This window comes from Archangium gephyra, from assembly GCF_042230915.1.
Classification (GTDB): Bacteria; Myxococcota; Myxococcia; order Myxococcales; family Myxococcaceae; genus Archangium; species Archangium gephyra_B.
Genome location: NZ_CP102578.1, coordinates 1249767 through 1269972 on the forward strand (window position 1 = coordinate 1249767; position 20206 = coordinate 1269972).

Annotated in this window: 13 protein-coding genes; 9 read left to right on the forward strand and 4 right to left on the reverse strand. The window is 70.8% G+C overall.

Annotated elements, in window-relative coordinates; translation table 11 throughout:
• The first annotated feature begins 40 nt into the window (after window positions 1–40).
• Entirely contained in the window at window positions 41–2254 is a 2214-nt protein-coding gene (locus tag NR798_RS05200; protein ID WP_375770297.1) for a methyltransferase domain-containing protein, read from the forward strand.
• Between the two features lie 4 nt (window positions 2255–2258).
• On the opposite strand, the gene NR798_RS05205 is transcribed toward NR798_RS05200, so the two are convergent.
• Complete coding sequence (locus NR798_RS05205; protein ID WP_375770298.1) at window positions 2259–4619, reverse strand: ATP-binding protein; 2361 nt, start codon at window positions 4617–4619, stop codon at window positions 2259–2261.
• A gap of 342 nt (window positions 4620–4961) precedes the next feature.
• Here NR798_RS05205 and NR798_RS05210 point away from each other — a divergent pair, with 342 nt between their 5' ends.
• Window positions 4962–6824, forward strand: coding sequence for an OmpA family protein (locus NR798_RS05210; RefSeq protein WP_375770299.1), 1863 nt, complete (start codon window positions 4962–4964; stop codon window positions 6822–6824).
• 18 nt (window positions 6825–6842) lie between these two features.
• Entirely contained in the window at window positions 6843–10928 is a 4086-nt protein-coding gene (locus NR798_RS05215; RefSeq protein WP_375770300.1) for an Ig-like domain-containing protein, read from the forward strand.
• Between the two features lie 72 nt (window positions 10929–11000).
• Here NR798_RS05215 and NR798_RS05220 read toward each other — a convergent pair whose 3' ends face one another.
• Window positions 11001–12566 carry an ATP-binding protein gene (locus NR798_RS05220; RefSeq protein ID WP_375770301.1) on the reverse strand — a complete coding sequence of 522 codons (1566 nt, stop codon included), beginning with the start codon at window positions 12564–12566 and terminating at the stop codon, window positions 11001–11003.
• Between the two features lie 248 nt (window positions 12567–12814).
• Here NR798_RS05220 and NR798_RS05225 point away from each other — a divergent pair, with 248 nt between their 5' ends.
• Entirely contained in the window at window positions 12815–13273 is a 459-nt protein-coding gene (locus NR798_RS05225) for a DUF421 domain-containing protein (RefSeq protein ID WP_375770302.1), read from the forward strand.
• A gap of 1 nt (window position 13274) precedes the next feature.
• Here the strand turns inward: NR798_RS05225 and NR798_RS05230 are convergent, their stop codons facing one another.
• The gene (locus tag NR798_RS05230) at window positions 13275–14264 is read right to left on the reverse strand and encodes an endonuclease/exonuclease/phosphatase family protein (RefSeq protein WP_375770303.1); all 990 of its coding nucleotides are present in this window, start codon (window positions 14262–14264) and stop codon (window positions 13275–13277) included.
• A 222-nt stretch (window positions 14265–14486) separates the two neighbouring features.
• Between NR798_RS05230 and NR798_RS05235 the strand changes: the two genes are divergently transcribed.
• The 5 genes from NR798_RS05235 to NR798_RS05255 all read left to right on the forward strand — a co-directional run bounded on the left by NR798_RS05235 (window position 14487) and on the right by NR798_RS05255 (window position 18628).
• On the forward strand, window positions 14487–15032 hold the full coding sequence (locus NR798_RS05235) for a hypothetical protein (RefSeq protein ID WP_375770304.1): 546 nt from the start codon (window positions 14487–14489) through the stop codon (window positions 15030–15032).
• A 51-nt stretch (window positions 15033–15083) separates the two neighbouring features.
• On the forward strand, window positions 15084–15926 hold the full coding sequence (locus NR798_RS05240; RefSeq protein WP_375770305.1) for an AAA family ATPase: 843 nt from the start codon (window positions 15084–15086) through the stop codon (window positions 15924–15926).
• A gap of 13 nt (window positions 15927–15939) precedes the next feature.
• Window positions 15940–17148 (forward strand): VWA domain-containing protein, encoded by a 1209-nt coding sequence (locus NR798_RS05245; RefSeq protein ID WP_375770306.1) that lies wholly within the window; start codon window positions 15940–15942, stop codon window positions 17146–17148.
• A 70-nt stretch (window positions 17149–17218) separates the two neighbouring features.
• Complete coding sequence (locus tag NR798_RS05250) at window positions 17219–18079, forward strand: SDR family oxidoreductase (RefSeq protein ID WP_375770307.1); 861 nt, start codon at window positions 17219–17221, stop codon at window positions 18077–18079.
• Window positions 18080–18187: 108 nt separating this feature from the next.
• The gene (locus NR798_RS05255) at window positions 18188–18628 is read left to right on the forward strand and encodes an organic hydroperoxide resistance protein (RefSeq protein WP_375770308.1); all 441 of its coding nucleotides are present in this window, start codon (window positions 18188–18190) and stop codon (window positions 18626–18628) included.
• 105 nt (window positions 18629–18733) lie between these two features.
• Here the strand turns inward: NR798_RS05255 and NR798_RS05260 are convergent, their stop codons facing one another.
• Window positions 18734–20110 carry a serine hydrolase gene (locus NR798_RS05260; protein ID WP_375770309.1) on the reverse strand — a complete coding sequence of 459 codons (1377 nt, stop codon included), beginning with the start codon at window positions 20108–20110 and terminating at the stop codon, window positions 18734–18736.
• Between the last annotated feature and the right edge of the window lie 96 nt (window positions 20111–20206).

The window sequence follows — 20206 nt, forward strand, 5'->3', positions numbered from 1 at the left end:
CCGTACCGCGAGGGGTTGGCCTCATCATAGAGTGGCGGCGATGGCGCCCAAGACGAGCACGGCCGAGACGTACGCCGCCCAGCACCGCGGCGATGCGGACCACTACGCCACCTATTTCGCGGGCATGGATGCGTCCATGCAGCAGAAGGTGGCCCTCACCACCGCGCACTTCCCCACGCGCGGCCGGGTGGCGGACATGGGCAGCGGCTCGGGCCGAGGCACCTATGACCTGGCCTGTCTCTACGGCGGCCTGGAGCTGGTGGGCGTGGACATCAACCCCGTGTCCGTGGACATGGCCGCCGCCGCCTGGCAGCGCCCCAACCTCCGCTTCGTCGCGGGCGACATCGCCGACCCCGTCTTCCCTCCGGAGTCCCTGGATGGGGTGCTCGACTCGTCGGTGCTCCACCACGTCACCAGCTTCAATGACTTCTCGCTCGCCCGCCTGGAGACGTGTCTGGACAACCAGGTGCGCGCGCTGCGCACCGGCGGCGTCATCATCATCCGCGACTTCCTCGTCCCCGATGGGCCCGAGCAGGTGTGGCTCGATCTGCCCACCACGAATGGGGCCGCCGAGGGCCCTGTCCAGGGTTTGTCCACCGCCGCCCTCTTCGAGCGCTTCGCACGCGACTTCTGCTGCAGCGTCAACCGGGACGGCCCGGTGCCCTACACGCGGCTCGACTCGCCCCACCCGGGGCACGTGCGCTACCGGCTCGCACTGCGCGCCGCCAACGAGTTCATCCTCCGCAAGGACTACCGCACCGACTGGGACGTGGAGCTGCTCGAGGAGTACTCCTATTACTCCCAGGCCCAGTTCGAGGCCGCCTTCCGCCGCCGCGGGCTGCGCATCCTCAGCTCGATGCCCATCCGCAACCCGTGGATCATCGCCAACCGCTACGAGGGCCAGTTCCACCTCTCGGGGCTCGATGGGCAGCCGCTGCCGTACCCGCCCACCAACTACCTCATCGTGGGCGAGAAGGTGCCCCCCGGGGCGGGTGTCGCGCTGCGCGAGGAGCACAGCGAGCCACTCGCGGCGCCGCGCTTCCTGTCCCTCAGTGCCTGGCGCCACGGGGAGACCGGCCGCGTCTGGGAGCTGGTGGAGCGCCCGGGGCGCACGGTGGACCTGCTGCCCTGGTTCCGCCAGGACGGCCAGGTCTTCGTGCTGGCCAAGAAGGGCTTCCCGCGGCCCATCGTCAACGCGTGCGCGGACCACCCCAACCTCGGGGGCGCGGCGCTGTCCGGCTACATCACCGAGCCCCTCGCCGCCATCACCCACGCGGGCGAGGCCTCGGACAAGGCCATCGCGCGCATCCTCCACGAGCGCGCCGGGCTCCCGGCCGGCAGCATCCGCGCCCTGGGTGAGCCCGCGCACTACTTCACCTCGCCCGGCGGCGTGAGCGAGCGCGTGTCCGCCTGGCTGGTGGAGGTGGCTCCCTCCTCTGGACTGCCGGCGCCCGACTACGGCCCGTTCACCAGCTCCGGCTCGGTGCGGGAGCTGGACGCGCGCCAGGTGCTCCGCGCCTGCCACGTGGGCGGCATGGTGGATGCCCGGTTGGAGCTCAACATCCACCGGCTGCTGCGCCACCTGGGCACCTCGCCCGGGCCGTGGATCGGCGCCCCCATCCAGCTCACCGAGCAATCCGGTGGGCCCAAGTGGGCCGATGACGCGCTGGCCCCCGCGCGGCGTGCGGTGTTCTCCATGCACGAGGACGGGACGGCGGGCTACCTGGACCTGCGCACCGGCACCTTCTCCGAGCACGACGCGGAAGGGCGCGAGCTGGCGAGCGTGCCGCGCGAGTACCTCGTCCCCCGCGAGGCCAGCCGCAACACCACCGTGGCGCTCCCGGTGGTGCGCACGCGCGAGGGCATCCGGGTGGGCCTCGAGCACAGGGACCTGCCCACGGTGCAGCACTTCACGGGCAGCGCCACCCTCGCGGTGACACCGGCCTGGCGTCTGCCCCGGACGCTCACCCACCTGAGCCAGGTGCCCGCCTTCATCGCCGAGCGCCTGCGCGAGGAGTTCTCCGTCACGGTGCGCCGCACCTGGGAGCTCGGCGGCTCGTACCACGCGACGCCGGGTGTCACCCCCGAGCTGGTCTGGCCGTTCGCCGTGGAGGTCGAGGCCGATGCGGCCTGCGACTCGCGCCTGCGCTGGATACCGCTGGAGGTGCTCGTGAGCCAGCTGGACGTGGTGCGGGACGCGCACCTGCTGGTGGTGGCCTGGCGGCTGGCGCACGCGCTGGGCGTGCTGGGGTAGGGCGCTACGAGTGATGAGGCCCCCGCCCCTCGTCCTGGGGCGCGTGGGAGGCGCGGTGCTCCCGCTCCGGCTGCACGGCCACCGGTAGCCGCACCGTGGCCACCGCGCCACCTCCCTCGCGCGGGCGCAGCGTGATGCGCCCCCCGTGGCGGCGGACGATCTCCCGCGACACGTACAGCCCCACGCCGATGCCCGAGATGCCCGTCAGCTCGCGCCGGTCTCCCCGCTCGAAGCGCCCGAAGAGCTGCTCCTCGTCCTCCACCCGCAGGCCGATGCCGCGGTCGGCCACCACCAGCTCCACCTCGCCCTGCGGTAGCATCCGCGTCCACACCTCGATGGCGCCTCCCGTCGGGCTGTACTTGATGGCGTTGGACACCAGGTTGTGCACCACCTGCTCCAGGCGCAGCTCGTCGAACTCGCCCACCACGGGCTCCGCCTCCAGCTCCAGCGTGTGCAGCGGCGAGGCACTCACCAGCGCCTCCGCCACCCGCCGCACCACCTCGCTCAGGTCCATCCGCGTGCGCTGCACGGGCAGCTGCTCCAGGCCCAGTTGCGAGGCGTCCAGCAGCTGATTCACCAGCCGCGTCACCCGGTCCACCTGCCGGCTCACGTTGTCCAGCCGCTGCGCGTGCTCGTCCCCCAGCTTGCGCCGCAACAGCTGCACCTGCGCCTTGAGCGCCGTGAGCGGCGTCTTCAGCTCGTGCGAGGCGATGGAGAGGAATGCGTCCTTCTCCCGGCTGGTGCGCTCGATGGCCTCCAGCTGCCGCGAGAGCTGCCAGGCCATCCGGTCGAACGTCTCCGCCAGCTGGTTCAACTCGCGCGGTGCGTCCACGGCCGCCTCGGAGGCGCGGGCCGTGCGCTCCCCCGCCGCCAGCCGTGCCGCCGCGTGCGACACGCCCTGCACCGGCGCGACGATGGTGCGCGAGAAGGCGAGCGCCAGCAGCACCGCCGACACCGTGGCCAGCCCCATCGTCCCGAGCAGGGCGAAGTACGAGCGCTCCACGTCCTGCTGCAGCCGCGTGCCCGGCTGCTGCACCACCACCCTCCAGCCCAGCGGCGGCACCTCCACCACGCCGAAGTGGTGCAGGGTGCTCACGCGCACCAGCCGCACCGCGTCCTCCCCGCTGGCCTCGTAGGTGCCCGTGCCGCCGCTGCCCACCTTCTCCAGGGCCTGCGCCAGCGCCGTGCTGATGATGCTGCGCACCTGCCCCGGCTCCTCCTCCGCCGAGTCGAACACCAGGCCGCCCCGTGCGTCGACGACCAGGATGCGCCGCTGCGTGTCCCCCACCTGCGCGCGGGCGTGCCGGCGCAGCCGCGGGAGATCCACCGCCGCCAGCACATACCCCGCGTACCGCGTGTCGCGGCGGATGGGGGACACCGTCACCACCAGCGGCCCCTGGGCACCTCCGCGCCCGAGGAAGACGTCGCTCACGAGCGGCTCGCGCGCCTGCCGCACCTGCTGCACGTAGGGCCGGTCCGAGAAGTCGGTGCCCGCCAGCGGACGGCCCGCCACGTCGGTGCGCGGGGAGAACGCGAGCGCCACCCCCTCCGGACTGCCCACGTAGGCGTTGAGCACCTCGGGCGAGTAGGTGACGAACGCGTCCAGCTCCCCCTCCAGGAAGTTGGGGCCCGGCAGCGCCCCCTCCGGCGACAGGCTCGCCGAGAGCGTGCGGGCCAGCCGCGACACGCCATGGCGGGCATGCGCGAGGCTGCTCTCGATTTCATTGGCCACCACCCGGGCGGCATGCAGGTTGGCCTCGTCCACCTGCCGCACCTCGGAGGTGTAGCGCTCGCGGCCCTCGGAGCCGCCCACCACCAGCAGCGGGATGATGGCCCCCAGCGTGAGCGCCGAGCCGATGGCCCGCCCCAGCGACGTGTCCGCCAGCGGCAGCGGCAGCAGGGGGCGCAGGCGTCCGCGCACCCAGGGGATGAGCAGCAGCACCTGGAGGATGAGCGCCGCCAGCAGCCCGTTCACCGCCTGCTTCACTCCCGCCACCAGGATGGCCGAGGTGGGGATGTCCGCCAGCAGGAAGTAGGTGAGCAGGAAGTACAGCGGGCTGAGCAGCCAGTACAGCGCGTCCGCCACCACCGGCGTGAGGCGCCGGCGCAGCACGCCCACGAAGAGGCCCTCCAGGGTGAGGTTGAGCCAGCCCCACGGGTGGCCCCACAGCCAGAGCGTCCTCACCCCGGACACGGCTCCCGCCAGCGCCCCGGCCACCGGCCCGAACAGCACCCCGGCGGTGAGCACCAGCAGCGGCCCGAGCAGCAGATGCACCCCGGGCAGCACCTCGAGGGCCGCCAGGTTCACCAAGTACCCGAGCAGTCCGAGGCCCAGGCCGCAACCGATTCGCCCCAGGACGCTCATCGTGCCCCACGGTGCGCACCTGCTGCCGTCACGGCAACGTTTCTTTGCCCTCTGGACTTACTGGGAGTACGAATCACCGGTTCACTGAAGGACAGAGCAGGCGGACGTGGGACTTCTCCAACGGGACTGGAAGCCGGAATCGCGGTCCCCCGAAGGACAGCCGGGCGTGCGCCAGACCCTGAACGATCTCTGGACACCGCGTCGCGGGTCGGGTCTGTATGCGCCCGGCGTCATCCAGGGGCCGCACGGGGAGTCCTTCCCACCTTGCGCTCCACCAGGAAGCAGTGCCGAGGGGCGGTCCAGTCAGAAGTGGACCCGCAGGGGCCCCGACACGGAGACATCATGAGCCACACCAAGCCGTCCCGCGATGGCGGGACGATGCGGGCGGGAGTCGCGCGCCTGTCCGCTGTTGCCACCTTCCTGCTCGCCTCGGCCGCGCTCGCGCAGCCCGCGGGCCTGCCGGCCTTCGAGCTGGAGCGTCTGGAGCTCAACCCCAACGGCCGGGGCTCGCTGCTCATGGGCACCGGCGAGCTGCTGCCCCAGGGCGGCTTCCGCCTCTCGCTCGCGGGGCAGTACGAGAACGATCCCCTGGTGATGTACCGCAACGGCAACCGGCTGGGCTCGGTGGTGGGCGACCGGGTGACGGCGCACCTGCTGGCGGCCTGGGCGCCCATGCAGTGGCTGGAGCTAGGCGTGCAGCTGCCGCTGGTGGCCTGGCAGCGCGGGGATGACCTGAGCGGGCAGGGCGTCGCGGCGCCGGCCGGCACGGGCCTGTCCACGCCCACGGCGCACGTGCGGCTGGGACTGCTCGCGCAGCGGCGGGAGGCGCCGGTGGACCTGGCGCTCGAGCTGGGCGTGGGGCTGCCCGTGGGCAGCGTGGACACGCTCTCGCGCGACAACATCGTCCGCCTCTCGCCCAAGGTGATGGTGGGCCGCAGCTTCGGAATGCTGCGCGCGGGCGTGGAGGCCGGCGTGCTCATCCGTCCCGCCGTCGTCCTCGGTGACGTGGGCGAGGTGCAGGACGAGCTGGGCAACGAGGTGCGTCTGGGCGCGGTGCTGGCCACCACGGGCCAGGGGCTGCGCGGCGAGCTCAACGTGCGCGGCAGCGTGCCGCTCACCCGTGAGGCGGGCTCCCTGGAGGTGCTGGCCGGCCTGAGGCTGCCCCTGGGCGAGTCGTTCGAGGCCTACGCGCTGGGCGGCCCCGGTTTCGGGGATGCGCCGGGCACGCCTACCTTCCGCGTGCTGCTCGGCATGGCGGTGGGCGGGGGCGAGCGGGTGGACGCCTCGCGCCGCGATGACGACGGCGATGGCGTGAAGAATGGCGAGGACAAGTGCCCCGCCGAGGCGGGCCCGGCCGAGCGCCAGGGCTGCCCCGTGAAGGACACCGACAAGGACGGCATCGAGGACGCCGCGGACACGTGTCCCACGGAGGCGGGGACGGCCGAGCGCCAGGGCTGCCCGGTGCGCGACGCGGACCAGGACGGCCTCGAGGACAGCGCGGACAAGTGCCCCGCCGAGGCGGGCCCGGCTGGACGCCAGGGCTGCCCGGTGCGCGACACGGACCAGGACGGCACCGAGGACAGCGCGGACAAGTGCCCCTCGGAGGCGGGCCCGGCCGAGCGCCAGGGCTGCCCGGTGCGCGACACGGACCAGGACGGCGTGGTGGACGAGCGCGACGCGTGCCCCGCGGAGGCCGGCCTGACGGAGCTGCGCGGCTGCCCGGCGAAGGACACCGACGGCGACACCGTGTCGGACCACCTGGACAACTGCCCCGCCGAGAAGGGCGTCACCACCAACGCGGGCTGCCCGGTGCAGCAGAAGCAGATGGTGGCCATCCAGAAGGGCAAGCTGGAGATCAAGGAGCAGGTGTTTTTCGCCACCGGCAAGGCCGTCATCCAGCCGCGGTCCTTCAAGATGCTGGACCAGGTGGCGCGCATCCTCCAGCAGCACCCCGAGGTGGACAAGATGGTCATCGAGGGCCACACCGATAACCGCGGCAACGCGGAGGCCAACCGCAAGCTGTCGCTGGCGCGCGCCGAGGCGGTGAAGGGCTATCTGGTGAGCAAGGGCGTGGAGCAGGCGCGCCTGGAGGCCAAGGGCTTCGGTCCCGATCAGCCCATCGCATCCAACAAGACGGACAAGGGCCGCGCGGCCAACCGGCGCGTGGAGTTCATCATCGTCACCCCCGAGCGCGAGCTGCCGTAACCGAAGGAACCGAAGAACATGAAGAACCAACTCTTCAAGAAGTGGCTCGCGGCGGCGCTGTGCGTGCTGACCTTCGGCTCGACGGCGGCGCTGGCCGAGCCGGACTCGTTCTACCTGGGCACCGGGCGCAACGGCTCGCGCACGGTGTCGACACCGGGCATCGTCATCAACAGCTATGCCCAGGTGACGGCGCCCCTGGCGCCTGGGGATATCCTGCTCACGACGGGCACCTGCACGGGTGACAGCGCCTGCTTCGCGGCGGGCGACCTGGTCATGGTGCTGCAGTCGACGGGAATCATTCCCGAGCCGGCCTCGGGAACCACGGCGAGCCTCGACATCAGTGGCACCCCGGTGGGCCGTTGGGAGCTGGCGCGGCTGGTGTCGGTCTCTGGGACGACGCTGCGGCTGAGCGCGCCGCTCGTCTACTCCTATGCGGCGAACGTCACCCAGGTCATCCGGGTGCCCGAGTACTCGGACCTCACCATCGACCCCGCCGGGAGCATTGCCGCGCAGGCCTGGAACCGGAGCAGCGGGGGCGTCGTCGCGTTCCTGGTCCAGGGAACTCTCAACAACCTCGGTGAGATTGGCGCGAGTGGCGCCGGCTTCATCGGTGGCACCTTCGTCAATGACCCCAGTGGGAAGCTCACGTGCACGGGCGTGGATGAGCCCAGCCCCTCGGGAGCGCTCAAGGGCGAGAGCATCGCCTACACCCGTTACGGCTCCAGCAGCACCGGGCGTGGCAACGTCGCCAACGGCGGTGGTGGCGGTGTCTGCCTCAGGGCGGGCGGAGGCGGTGGCAGCAACGGCGGCGCGGGTGGCGTGGGCGGCAATTCCGCGGACGGTGGTGGCCGGGCCGTGGGTGGCATGGGCGGCGTGGTGCTGACGTACCCCATGCTCGGCCAGCTCACCTTTGGCGGTGGCGGTGGTGTGGGGCATGGAAGCTCGGGAGCCGCCCAGACAGGTGGCGCGGGTGGCGGCATCATCTTCATCCGGGCCAACCAGCTCAGCGGCACGGGCGTCATCACCGCGTCGGGTGCGTTCGGTGGCTTCTCCAACAGCGATGCCGCCAGCGGTGGCGGTGGCGGCGGCAGCATCTACCTGCGCCTCGCCACGACCGCCGACTGCGGTGACATCGATGCGAGTGGTGGAACGGGAGGCAGCACGAACGCCTCGCGGGTCGGGCCGGGCGGTGGCGGTGGCGGTGGCCGGGTGCTGTTCCAGTCCACGGGGGGAACCTGCGTTCCCGACATCAACAGCGTGACGGGAGCCAACCCCGGTACCCAGAAGGCGAGCACGGTGCCGCCCTCGTATGGTGCGCAGCTCGGCAACAGCGGCGTCGTCACCACGCTGACGGGTGGCTTTGTCGTGCCGCCGGTGCCCACGGTCACCACGCCGGCCGATGGCAGCTTCACGAGCAACCGCCGGCCCCTCATCGATGGCACGGCCCAGGCCAACACCACGGTGGTCATCTACATCGACGGGGTCGAGGTCGGCCGGGCGACGTCCAACGCCGCTGGTGCCTACATCTTCGCGCTGCCAGGGGATCTCTCCGAGGGCAGCCATACGGTGCAGGCGGCCACGGAGCTCAACGGCGTGCAGAGCCCCAGGAGCACGGCCAACACCTTCACCGTGGACGTCACCAAGCCCAATACCTTCATCGTCTCGGGCCCGCCGAGCCTCACCAACACCACGGTCGCCACGTTCGACTTCAACGCGAGCGAGACGGGCGTGAAGTACGAGTGCAGCCTGGACGGCGCCACCTATACCTCCTGCACGGATCCGGTGACTTTCCTCGGGCTGACCGAGCGCTCGCACACCCTGCTGGTGCGGGCCATCGACGCGGCGGGAAACGTGGATGACTCTCCGGAGAGCTACACCTGGGTCGTTGACACCTCCGCGCCAGACACCGTCATCGTCTCGGGGCCGCCCGCCCGCACCAACGCGACGAGCGCGACGTTCGACTTCGCGGTGGCGGTGGCGGAGCCGGGGGTGACGTACGATTGCAGCCTGGATGGCGCCGCCTTCACCTCCTGCACGGACCCGGTGACCTTCACGGGGCTGACGGCCGAGAAGGCGTACACCCTGCGGGTGCGTGCGCGTGATGCCGCGGGCAATGTTGACCCGACGCCCGAAACCTATACCTGGACGGTGGACCTCACGCCGCCGGAAACCACCATCGTCTCGGGGCCGCCCGCCCGCACCAACGCGACGAGCGCCACGTTCGACTTCAGCTCGGAGACGGGCGCGACGTTCGAGTGCAGCCTGGATGGAGCTGCCTTCACCTCCTGCGCGGACCCGGTGACCTTCACGGGACTGACGGCCGAGCGGCTGTACACCCTGCAGGTGCGCGCACGTGACACGGCGGGCAACGTGGATCCGACGCCCGAGACCTACAGCTGGACGGTGGACCTCACGCCGCCGGACACCGTCATCGACTCGGGCCCGTCGAGCCCCACGGCGTCGACGAGCGCGACGTTCGACTTCAGCTCGCCGGAGGCGGGTGTCTCCTTCGTGTGCAGGCTGGATGCCGCGCCGGACTTCACCCCCTGCACGGACCCGGCGACCTTCACGGGCCTGGGTGACGGGGCGCACCGGCTCGAGGTGAGCGCCGTGGACGCGGCGGGCAACATGGACCCGACCCCGGCGGTCTACCTCTGGACGGTGGACATCACCGCGCCGGACACCACCATCGTCTCGGGCCCGCCGAGCCTCACCAACGCCACGAGCGCGACGTTCGACTTCAGCTCGGAGGCGGGTGCGACGTTCGAGTGCAGCCTGGATGGCGCTGCCTTCACCTCTTGCACGGACCCGGTGACCTTCACGGGCCTGGCCGACGGTTCGCACACGCTCGAGGTGCGCGCGCGTGACGCCCTGGGCAACGTGGATCCGATTCCCGCCAGCTACACCTGGAGCGTGGATACCTCCGCGCCGGACACCACCATCGTCTCGGGCCCGGCGGCCACCAGCGGCTCGCCGGACGCCACCTTCGACTTCAGCTCGGAGGCGGGCGCGACGTTCGAGTGCAGCCTGGATGGCGCCGCCTTCACCTCCTGCACGGACCCGGTGACCTTCACGGGCCTGGCCGACGGTTCGCACACGCTCGAGGTGCGCGCGCGCGACGCCGCGGGCAACGTGGACGCCTCTCCGGACAGCTACACCTGGACGGTGGACGCCGCGCTGCCGGACACCACCATCGTCTCGGGCCCGCCGAGCCTCACCAACTCCACGAGCGCGACGTTCGACTTCAGCTCGCCGGAGGCGGGCGTGACGTACGAGTGCAGCCTGGATGGAGCCTCCTTCACCGCCTGCTCGGACCCGGAGACCTTCACGGGGCTGACGGCCGAGAAGGCGTACACCCTGCGGGTGCGCGCGCGTGATGCCGCGGGCAACGTGGACCCCTCGCCGGCCAGCTACACCTGGACCGTGGACCTCACCCCGCCCGCCGCGCCCGGCGTGGTGAGCCCCGAGCAGAACGGCACGGTGGACACCCTCACGCCGGCCATCACCGGCAACGCGGAGCCGAACAGCTCCATCACCCTCATCATCGACGGCACCGAGGTGGGCCCCATCCGGACGGATGCGGCCGGCAACTGGAGCTACACGCCCACCACGCCGCTGACCACGGGCCCCCACGAGGTCCGGGTCCGTGCGACGGATGACGCGGGCAACGTCAGCCCCACGTCCGAGCCGCGCACCTTCACCGTCGTGCAGGACACCTCGGCGCCGGAGACGACCATCTCCTCCGGTCCCTCGGGCACCACCCCGGAGCGCACCGCGACGTTCGAGTTCAGCTCGAACGAGCCGGGCGTCACCTTCGAGTGCAGCCTGGACGGCGCCGCCTACACGCCGTGCACCTCGCCGGTGACCTTCACGGACCTGGCCGAGGGCGAGCACACCCTGCGGGTGCGCGCGCGCGACGCCGCCGGCAACGTGGATGACTCCCCGGCCGGCCGCACCTGGACCGTGTCGGCCGGCAATGGGGACGGGGACATCGCCTTCCTGGGCGATGGCGTGGGCTGCTCGGCCACGGGCGGTGACGCCTCGCTGGTGCTGATGGGCCTGGGCACGTTCCTCACGCTGGCGCGCCGCCGCCGCCGGAGCTGAGGCCTCACGGGCCGTGACTCGGGCCGGGCTCTCCTCCCTTCGTGGAGGCGGGGCCCGGCCTTTTTCATGGGCTCAGTGCACCGGCTGGGGCGAGTCCGTTGCGGGCCGCGGCTCCGGCGGCGTGGGGTTGGCGGCGGACAGCAGCGGGAGGGCCACGTAGAAGGTGGCGCCCCGGCCCACCTCGCTCTCCACCCAGATGCGGCCGCCGTGGCGCTCGACGATGTCCCGGCTGATGTAGAGGCCCAGCCCCAGCCCGCCGTAGGACGTGACGGCGACGTTCCGGGCGCGGAAGTAGCGCTCGAAGAGCTGCTCCTGCTGGTCTCTCGGAATGCCAATGCCCTCGTCCGCCACGGACAGCAGCGCGAAGTCGCCGCGCACGTCCAGCGTCACGCGCACGGTGCTGTCCGCCGGGCTGTACTTGAGGGCGTTCTCCAGCAGGTTGGCGATGACCTGCTCCAGCCGGTAGGGGTCCCCCCGGATGCGCACGGCCTCCTCCGGGTGCGAGTAGTCGATGCGGTGCTGGCCGCGCTCGGCGTCCATGGCCGTCAGCGCGCGCTCGACGAGCGCATCCAGCCGGGTGGGCTCGAAGTGCAGCGCGAGCCGGCCGGCCTCGATGCGCGAGGCATCCAGCAAGTCATTGATGAGCGCGGCCAGCCGCACCAGGTGCTGGCGCGCGTGGCGCAGCAGGGTGGGGTCCACCGGCTCCTTGCGCTCCAGCCGGCGCTCCAGGCTGGCCAGCCGCAGCGACAGCGGGGTGAGCGGCGTCTTCAGCTCGTGTGAGGCGATGGTGAGGAAGTCGTCGCGCACGCGGATGGCCTCCTGGGCCTCGCGGAAGAGGCGGTCGCGCTCGGCCTCCGTGCTGCGCTGCTCGGTGACGTCCTCGACGATGCCCACGCCCCCCTCCACCTCGCCGTGCTCGTTGAGGCAGGGCGCGAAGTGGGTCCGCACGGGGGTGACCTTGCCCGAGGTGACCGACTGGTACTCCCCCTCGTAGTAGGCGTGCCGCCCGGAGAGCACGTCGCGCACGCAGGTCAGGATGGCCTCGTCCTGGAGGGTGAGCAGGTTGAGCCCGATGAGCATCCGCTTGGAGGAGCCCATGATGCGCACGAAGTAGTCGTTGCACGCGACGATGACGGGCGTGGTGTCGAAGTGGAAGAGGCCCAGCGGGGCGTTCTCGAAGACGAGCTGGTAGGCGCGCTCCCCGGCGGAGCCCGGGGGGGCCGTGCGCGAGGGCGCCGCCGAGGACAACCGCTCCAGGGGCTCGTCGGTGTAGTCGGGGAGCTCGGGAGGGCGCCGCAGCACCACGGCGATGCGCTCCCCCTCGGCTCCCATGGAGGTGCCCACCGTCACCTCCACCTCCAGCTCCGGCCCCTCGTGGCGCAGCAGGGCCACCCGGACGGGCCGCCCGCTCAGCGCCCGCCGCCGGCCCAACAGGTAGCGCAGGAAGGAGTGGTCCTCGAAGGACCGCAGGCGCTCGGGGACGAGGCGGGCGAAGGGTTGTCCCGTGAGCTCCCGCTGCGTCCAGCCAAGCAGGCGTTCGGCGGCCGGGTTCAGGTAGAGGACGCGCTCGTCGCCGTCGCAGGCCACGAGTGGATCCGCCATGGCGTCCAGCAGCTCCCTGAAGTCGTCGCCAGCCATTGTTTCCCTCGGTGGGAGGGGACTCCTCCTTAGAGCCTACAGGGTGGAGACGGCGGGGCGGGCCGGTGAGTCCCGCCAGCGGGGGCACCAGCGGGCCGCGCTCCCTCTCAGGGGGCGAGGGACGGAGCCGTGCCCCCGGTTGCCCGGCCGCTCGACGGCGGTGGGAGCGGGGGGAAGCCAGACATGGCTCCCATGCTCAGCTTCCCTGCATGAGGCCGATCGACTGGCATGGCATCTGGGTCCCCGAAATGCATCCGCTGGAGGTCGTCTTCCGCGTCTCCATGGTGTTCCTCTTCTCGCAGCTCGTCCTGCGGCTGCTCGGGCGCAAGGAGCTGGGGCGCTACTCCACCTTCGACCTGGCGCTGCTCTTCCTCCTCACGGTGTGCCTGCGCCGCACGCTGGTGGGCGATGACGACAGCCTCACCACGGGCTTCATCGCCCTGGCCACGCTGGGCGCCTGGGACCGGTTCTTCTCGTGGCTGTCGTTCCGCGACCGCGCCGCGGCCCGGGTGCTGGAAGGCCGTCCGTTGGAGCTGGTGCACGAGGGCGAGCTGGTGCACGAGAACCTGCGCAAGAGCCAGATCTCCCGGAGCGAGCTGCTCAGCCGGTTGCGCTCCCATGGCCGGGACGACCTGGGCAGCGTGCGCGCGGCCTTCCTCGAGCCCAATGGCCGGGTGACGTTCCTCTTCCGCGAGTCCTCGCAGTGACTCACGCCCCGGCGGGCGCGGCCGGCTCGGCGTGCGCCGCGGGTGGCTCCAGCTGGAAGCGCGCGATGAGGGGCATGTGGTCCGACAGCCCGTGGAAGCGGCTGCGCACGTCTCCGAAGGGGGAGGTCTCGTCGGCGTCCAGCCAGCGCACCCCGCTGCCGGAGAAGATGTGGTCCAGGTGCATGCGCATGTGCATGAAGCCGGCGGTGGGGAAGCCGCGCGGCTGCCGCGGGTCTATCTGTCCCACCGCCGCCTGGGCGTCGATGAAGCAGGCCTCGTCGCACAGGTAGTGGAAGACGGGCGAGGACGGCGGCGAGTTGAAGTCTCCGCACACGAGGAAGGGCTCGCCGTTGGCCCGGGCCTTCACCATCTGGGCCAGGGCGCGCGCCTCATGCAGCTGGTTGATGCCGTTGCCCATCTTCTCCCGGGTGGCCCAGAAGGCGCGCGAGAAGGGCGTGGGCAGGCTCAGGTGGGTGTTGAAGATGTGGAAGGGCAGCCCGTCCTCGCGGCTCAGCAGCCGCATGTGCGCGCAGATGCGGCTCTGCTTGCGCTCGCGCAGCGCCCGGACGTGGTGGTGGGTGATCTGGTGCGGCGAGTCCACGTTGTGCGTGTCCACGGCGAGCCGCTGGGTGTTGACGAGGATGGCCAGCCCGGTGGTGTAGAGCGAGAACTCGCCCAGCTTGTAGTGGTGGGCGCGGAAGTAGAAGGCCTCGTAGGGCATGGGGCGGCGCAGGTGGGCGAACGTCTCCTCCATGCGCCCCATGAAGGCCTCCAGCTGCGTCTCGTCGGGGCGGGCGCGCCGGTGGGCGACATTGCTGCGGAAGGACTGGGTCTCCACCTCCTGCAGGCAGACGATGTCGGGTAGTGGATCCAACGTGGCCAGCGCCGCGGCGACCCGCCGCTTGGGACCGAGCGTGCTGGCGAGCCCGCGCAGGGCATGTCCGAAGTAACGGACGTTGTAGCTGACGATGCGTAGAGGCGTATGGGCCATGCTCGCTCATGCACCGCGTGGAGGCGGGACGTAGGGGGAAGTTACTGCCGCTCCTTCTCCTCGGGGAGCACCCTGGACCTTGCGCATCCCCCCCGGGTCCGGATACTCCGCCGCTACCGGGGTTGCTCGGCTCCCCCGGAAGCATGCAGACCGCCCGTTGCCTGGCAGCGGGCCTGGAGTCCGGCGCGGATCCCCGCGCTCCCTATCCGAAGAGGAACAACCATGAACATGCGTTCGACGCTGTACGCCGTGGCCGCCGTGCTGGTGGGCGGCCTGATGGGCTGTGGTGAGCAGCCGCGTTTCTACCGGGTGTCCATCGACCGCTCGCCCCTGGGCAACCTGCCCGGCACTTGTTACAGCTCGGGCACGCCGCCCGCCACCGACGACCGGACGGTCAACGTCGTCGACGTCAGCCAGTGGGTCCTCTGGGACGGTGTCGAGGACCGGCAGTACCTGGAGGTGGGGGACATCGACTACCGGCTGGGCGATGCCCGGGTGCAGCTCACCTCGGGGGACGCCATCGTGAGCACCGAGGCCGACAAGCCGACCTTCACCATCGAGCGGACGCAGACCGGCCCCAACCGCACCAGCCGCGCCACCTACACCTTCGACAAGGTGGGGGAGACCGTGGAGGGCTCGATCGCGCTGAGCTCCACGTGCAGCGGGGGCACCGGGTGCACTCCCAACTGTGAGGCCTCGCTGCGCTTCGTGGGCCGCCGGGTGAACGCGGACCAGTTGGTGGTGGTGCCCAACGGCGCCAGCAACTAGCCGGACAGGCAGGCGCCGGAGGCGTGCCGGTGTTAAAGGAGGAGACACGCCATGACGTCCTCTCCTCCTCGTTTCCGCGGAACCGATTCCTACCTCTCCAGCGAGGGCCTCCAGGCCGCCGTCAACTGCGCGCTGACGCTCCAGCGTCCGTTGCTGGTGCGCGGTGAGCCCGGCACCGGCAAGACGCTGCTGGCCGAGGCCGTCGCCGAGAGCCTGGGACAGCGCCTGCTCACCTGGCACGTGAAGAGCACCACGCGCGCCCAGGACGGCCTCTACGTCTACGACACCGTGCAGCGCCTGTACGACTCGCGCTTCGGTGACGGGGACGTGCGCGACATCCGCCGCTACATCCGCATGGGCCCCCTGGGTGAGTCCTTCGCCTCGAAGGAGCGCGTGGTGCTGCTCATCGACGAGGTGGACAAGGCGGACGTGGAGTTCCCCAACGACCTGCTCCACGAGTTGGACCGGATGCGCTTCCGCATCTCGGAGACCAACGAGGACGTGGTGGCCGCGCACCGCCCGGTGGTCATCATCACCAGCAACAACGAGAAGGAGCTGCCGGACGCCTTCCTGCGCCGGTGCGTCTTCCACTTCATCGACTTCCCGGAGCAGGAGCTGATGCGCCGGATTGTGGCGGTGCACCACCCGGGGCTGGACGAGTCGCTGACGGAGCAGGCCCTCAAGGTCTTCTACGAGCTGCGCAACTTCACGCGGCTGCGCAAGCGCCCGTCCACGAGCGAGCTGGTGGATTGGATCGCCGTGCTCAAGGCCAACGGCGTGACGAACGTGAAGCTGGACGACAACCTGCCCTTCCTGGGCGCGCTGCTGAAGCGTGAGCAGGACCTGATGGCGGTGGCGGAGGCCTTCGGGCGGGGCCGCCGGACGAAGGCCTGAGGGGGAGCGAGCCATGTTCCTGCCCTTCCTCTATGAGCTGCGGCGGCGCGGGGTGCCGGTGGGCGCGCAGGAGGCGCTCGCGCTGGCGGGGGCGCTGAAGGCGGGGCTGCATGACAGCTCGCTGGATGGCTTCTACCACGTGGCGCGCGCGCTGCTGGTGCACGCGGAGACGCACCTGGACGCCTTCGATCAGGCCTTCCTGGCGCACTTCAAGGGCATGGAGGGCGCGGGGCAGAAGCTGACGGACGAGCTGCTGGAGTGGTTGAAGGAGGCGCGCGAGAAGCGCGAGCTCACCCCCGAGGAGCGGGCGCTGCTGGAGCAGTTCGACGCGGAGGAGCTGGAGAAGCTCTTCCAGCAGCGGCTGGAGGAGCAGGACGAGCGGCACGACGGCGGGAAGAAGTGGATTGGGACGGGGGGCGCCTCGCCGTTTGGACACTCGGGGAACCCGCGCGAGGGCTTCCGGGTGGGAGGCGAGGGGGCCGAGGGCGGTGGCGGCCGCATGGCGATGAAGATGGCGGGCGCGCGCCGGTACCAGGGCTACCGGGGCGACGTGGTGCTGGACACGCGGCAGATGGCGGTGGCGCTGCGCAAGCTGCGGGCCTTCGCGCGCGAGGGCGTGGCGGACGAGCTGGACGTGGAGGGCACCATCTCGGCCACGGCGAAGAACGCGGGCGAGCTGGAGGTGGTGGTGCGCCCGCCGCGCCGGCCCAACACGCGCGTGGTGCTGCTGATGGACGTGGGCGGCTCCATGGATCCATACGCGCACCTGGTGAGCCGGCTCTTCTCGGTGGCGAAGCAGGCCACGCACTTCAAGGAGCTGCGCACGTACTACTTCCACAATTGTGTGTACGGGCGCGTGTTCGACTCGCCGCACCTGGTGGGGGGCATCAGCGTGCCGGACCTGATGGGGCAGGTGGGGCGGCACCACAAGCTGGTGGTGGTGGGGGACGCGTTGATGGCGCCGTACGAGCTGGCGATGCGGACGAACGCGGAGGGCCGGTATGATCCCGTGGACGGCAAGGAGGGGCTGGTGTGGCTGATGGAGCTGGCCCGGCACTTCGAGCGCAGCGCCTGGCTCAACCCGGAGCCCGTGCAGACGTGGAGGGGCAACACCATCCAGGCGGTGAAGAACGTCTTCGACATGTTCCCGCTGACGCTGGAGGGCCTGGGTGAGGCGGTGGGGCACCTGACCAAGGGGCGCATGGTGCGCGGGCGGCGGTAGGACCCCTCTTGAGTCGCGCGGCGTTTTCGGGCCAACGTCCTCTCCGTTTCCACGAAACAGGGGAGCAGCGATGACGACGATTCTGGTGACGGGTGCCACGGGCACCATCGGTTCGCAAGTGGTGGCCGCGCTCAAGGGGCGCAACGGTGTGACGGTGCGTGCGGCGGTCCGCAGCGCGGCCAAGGCCGAGGCCCTCAAGGGCGGCAACGTGACGCCCGTGGACTTCGAGTACACGAAGCCGGAGCTCCTCCAGAAGGCCGTGGCGGGCGTGGAGAAGCTCTTCCTCGTCACGCCCTTCGCCCAGGACCAGGTGGACCTGGGCGCGCGGCTCGTCGACGCCGCCAAGGCCGCGGGCGTGAAGCACATCGTGAAGCTGTCGGCCATGGGCGCGGACTACGAGGGCGGCATCCAGCTGGGCCGGTGGCACCGCACCCTGGAGCGCTACATCCAGGGCTCGGGCCTGACGTACACCTTCCTGCGGCCCAACAACTTCATGGAGAACTTCATCAACTTCTACCCGCCCGGCAAGGACGGCAACATCTACCTGCCCTGGGGCCAGGGGGCGTGCAGCTTCATCGCGGGCTCGGATGTCGCCGCGGTGGCCGCCGTCGCGCTGACCTCGAGCGGCCATGAGAACAAGGGCTACAACCTCACCGGCCCCGAGGCCTTCACCATCGGCCAGGCCGCCGCCACCCTCAGCGAGGTGTCCGGCAAGAAGGCCAACTACGTGGACGTGCCGGAGGCGGCCGCGAACAAGGCCATGCTCGACATGGGCATGCCCGCGTGGATGGTGGACGCGATGATGGAGCTGCACGGCATCGACAAGGCGGGCTACGCCGGCGAGGTGACGGATGCGGTGCGGAAGATCACCGGCCGCGACCCCGTGAGCTTCGCCGGGTTCGCCAGGCAGCACGCCGCCTCCTGGAAGTGAAGCACCCCCGACACTGAGGCGCCGGGACTCCTCCGGAACCATGCGAGTGCGGGGCGAGCGGGTTAGAAGGGCCGCTCACCTCGCAGTCCACACCAGAGGAGTCTCCCCATGGCCCCTGTCGCCATCCAGCCGCTCTACACCGCCACCGCCACCTCGCACGGGGGCCGCAACGGCCGCGTCCGCTCGGACAACGGGACCATCGACATGGCGCTCACGATGCCCAAGGCGCTGGGCGGTCCGGAGACTGCGGGCTCCACCAACCCCGAGCAGCTCTTCGCCGCGGGCTATTCGGCGTGCTTCGAGGGGGCGTTGCGGCTGGTGGCTGGGCAGATGAAGAAGCAGATCAAGGACGCCCACATCACGGCCAAGGCCACCATCGGCAAGACGCAGGCGGGCGGCTTCGGTCTGGCGGTGGAGCTGCACGGCAAGCTCTCGGGCGTCTCGCAGGCCGAGGCCGATGAGCTGATGCACGCCGCGCACAAGGTGTGCCCGTACTCGCTGGCCACCCAGGGCAACATCGAGGTGAAGCTCTCGTCCGAGGTGGCCTGAGCGCACACGCTCTTCCCTCTCCCATCGGGAGAGGGGTCGGGGTTGAGGGTTCCTCGCCTCCCGGGTGGAGGCCCCGGGGTCAGCCCTGGGAGCGGGCCTGCTCCATCACTTCGGCCGCAGCCGGAAGATCGTCAGCCGATCATCCGGGGCGAGCCCCACCGCGTAGAGGTACGTCTTGGCTCCGAACGGCACCTCGTACGTGTAGATGCGGTCATCGCCCACGGTGCGCCGCTGGACCAGCACCAGCTTCCCCGCGGGCCCCAGGGCGTTCAGCTGCTCATGGGACGCCTTGGCGCCTTCCGGAAAGAAATGGCTGGACGCGTACGCGAAGTGGGCCGGCGTGAGCGGCTCCTTCCGCACCTGCTCGAGCAGCGCCGCCAGCTTCGCGGTGACCTCGGGCTCCGTGTCCGGGATCGGTGTGGGGACCGGCATGGCGAGCGCGGGGTTCATCATCGCGGCGATGCCGTTCACGAAGAGCACGGGTCTCGCATTGGCGGAGTTGGTCAGAACGATGATGGAGAGCGAGTCTCCGAGGAAGCGGGCGTAGTAGGTCGTGAAGCCCTGCCACCACCCCGAGTGGTGGTGCAGCGGTTTGCCGCCGCGCTCGTCGATGACCCACCCGAAGCCATAGGGATAGGTGGCGCCGCTGGAGAGCTTCGCCGGCGTGAGGATCTCCTGCCAGCTCTCCGGGGTGAGGAGGGCCCGGGCCTGGACCGCCGCATCCCAGGCGATCATGTCCTTCACGGAGACGTAGAGGGCGCCGTCCGCCGTGGTGTTGAGCGACGGCGAGACCCACTCCTGGTTCTTCACCTCTTCTTTGACCAGGCGGTAGCCGGCCGCGCGGTGGGGAACGATGTCCTCCTCGCTGATGATCCGCGCCGTCGTCATGCCGGCGGGCTTGAAGACCTGGTCGCGGAGCACGTTGCCATAGAAGGTACCGGCGACCCGGTTCACGATGATGCCCAGCAGCACATAGCCGGTGTTGCTGTAGTTCCAGCGCGAGCCGGGCGTGAACTCGAGGGGCAGCGTGTAGCAGTAACGCGCGAGGTCCTCATCGGTGTAGTCCTTGCGGTAGTCGAGCTTGCCCTCGAGATCGGTGAGGCCGGAGGTGTGCGTCAGCAGGTGGCGCACGGTGATGGCGCCCCACGCGGCGGGCGCGTCGGGGAAGAACTTCGTGATGGGATCGGTCAGCGCGAGCCTGCCCGCCTCCACCTGCAGCATCACCGCCGTGGCGGTGAACTGCTTGCCCAAGGAGGCGGTCTGGAAAAGGGTGTCGGCGCTCACCGGGACCTGATGCTCGAGGTTGGCGAAGCCGTACCCCTTGGCCAGCACGACCTTCCCGCGCTGCACGATGCCAATGGCGACACCGGGTACCTTCTGGCGCGCCATCTCCTCGGCCACGAACGTGTCGATCCGCTTGAGGACCGGGCCTTGTGCGGCGGCGGCAGAGGCGGGGCGGGCCGCGGTGAGCCCCAGCAGCACGAGGACGGCGGAGAGCGTCAGAAGGCGGGATGAAGCGTGCAGGCGAAGCTCCTGGGCAGGGGTCCGCCGACACTACGAAGGGCCGGGCGAGCGTTC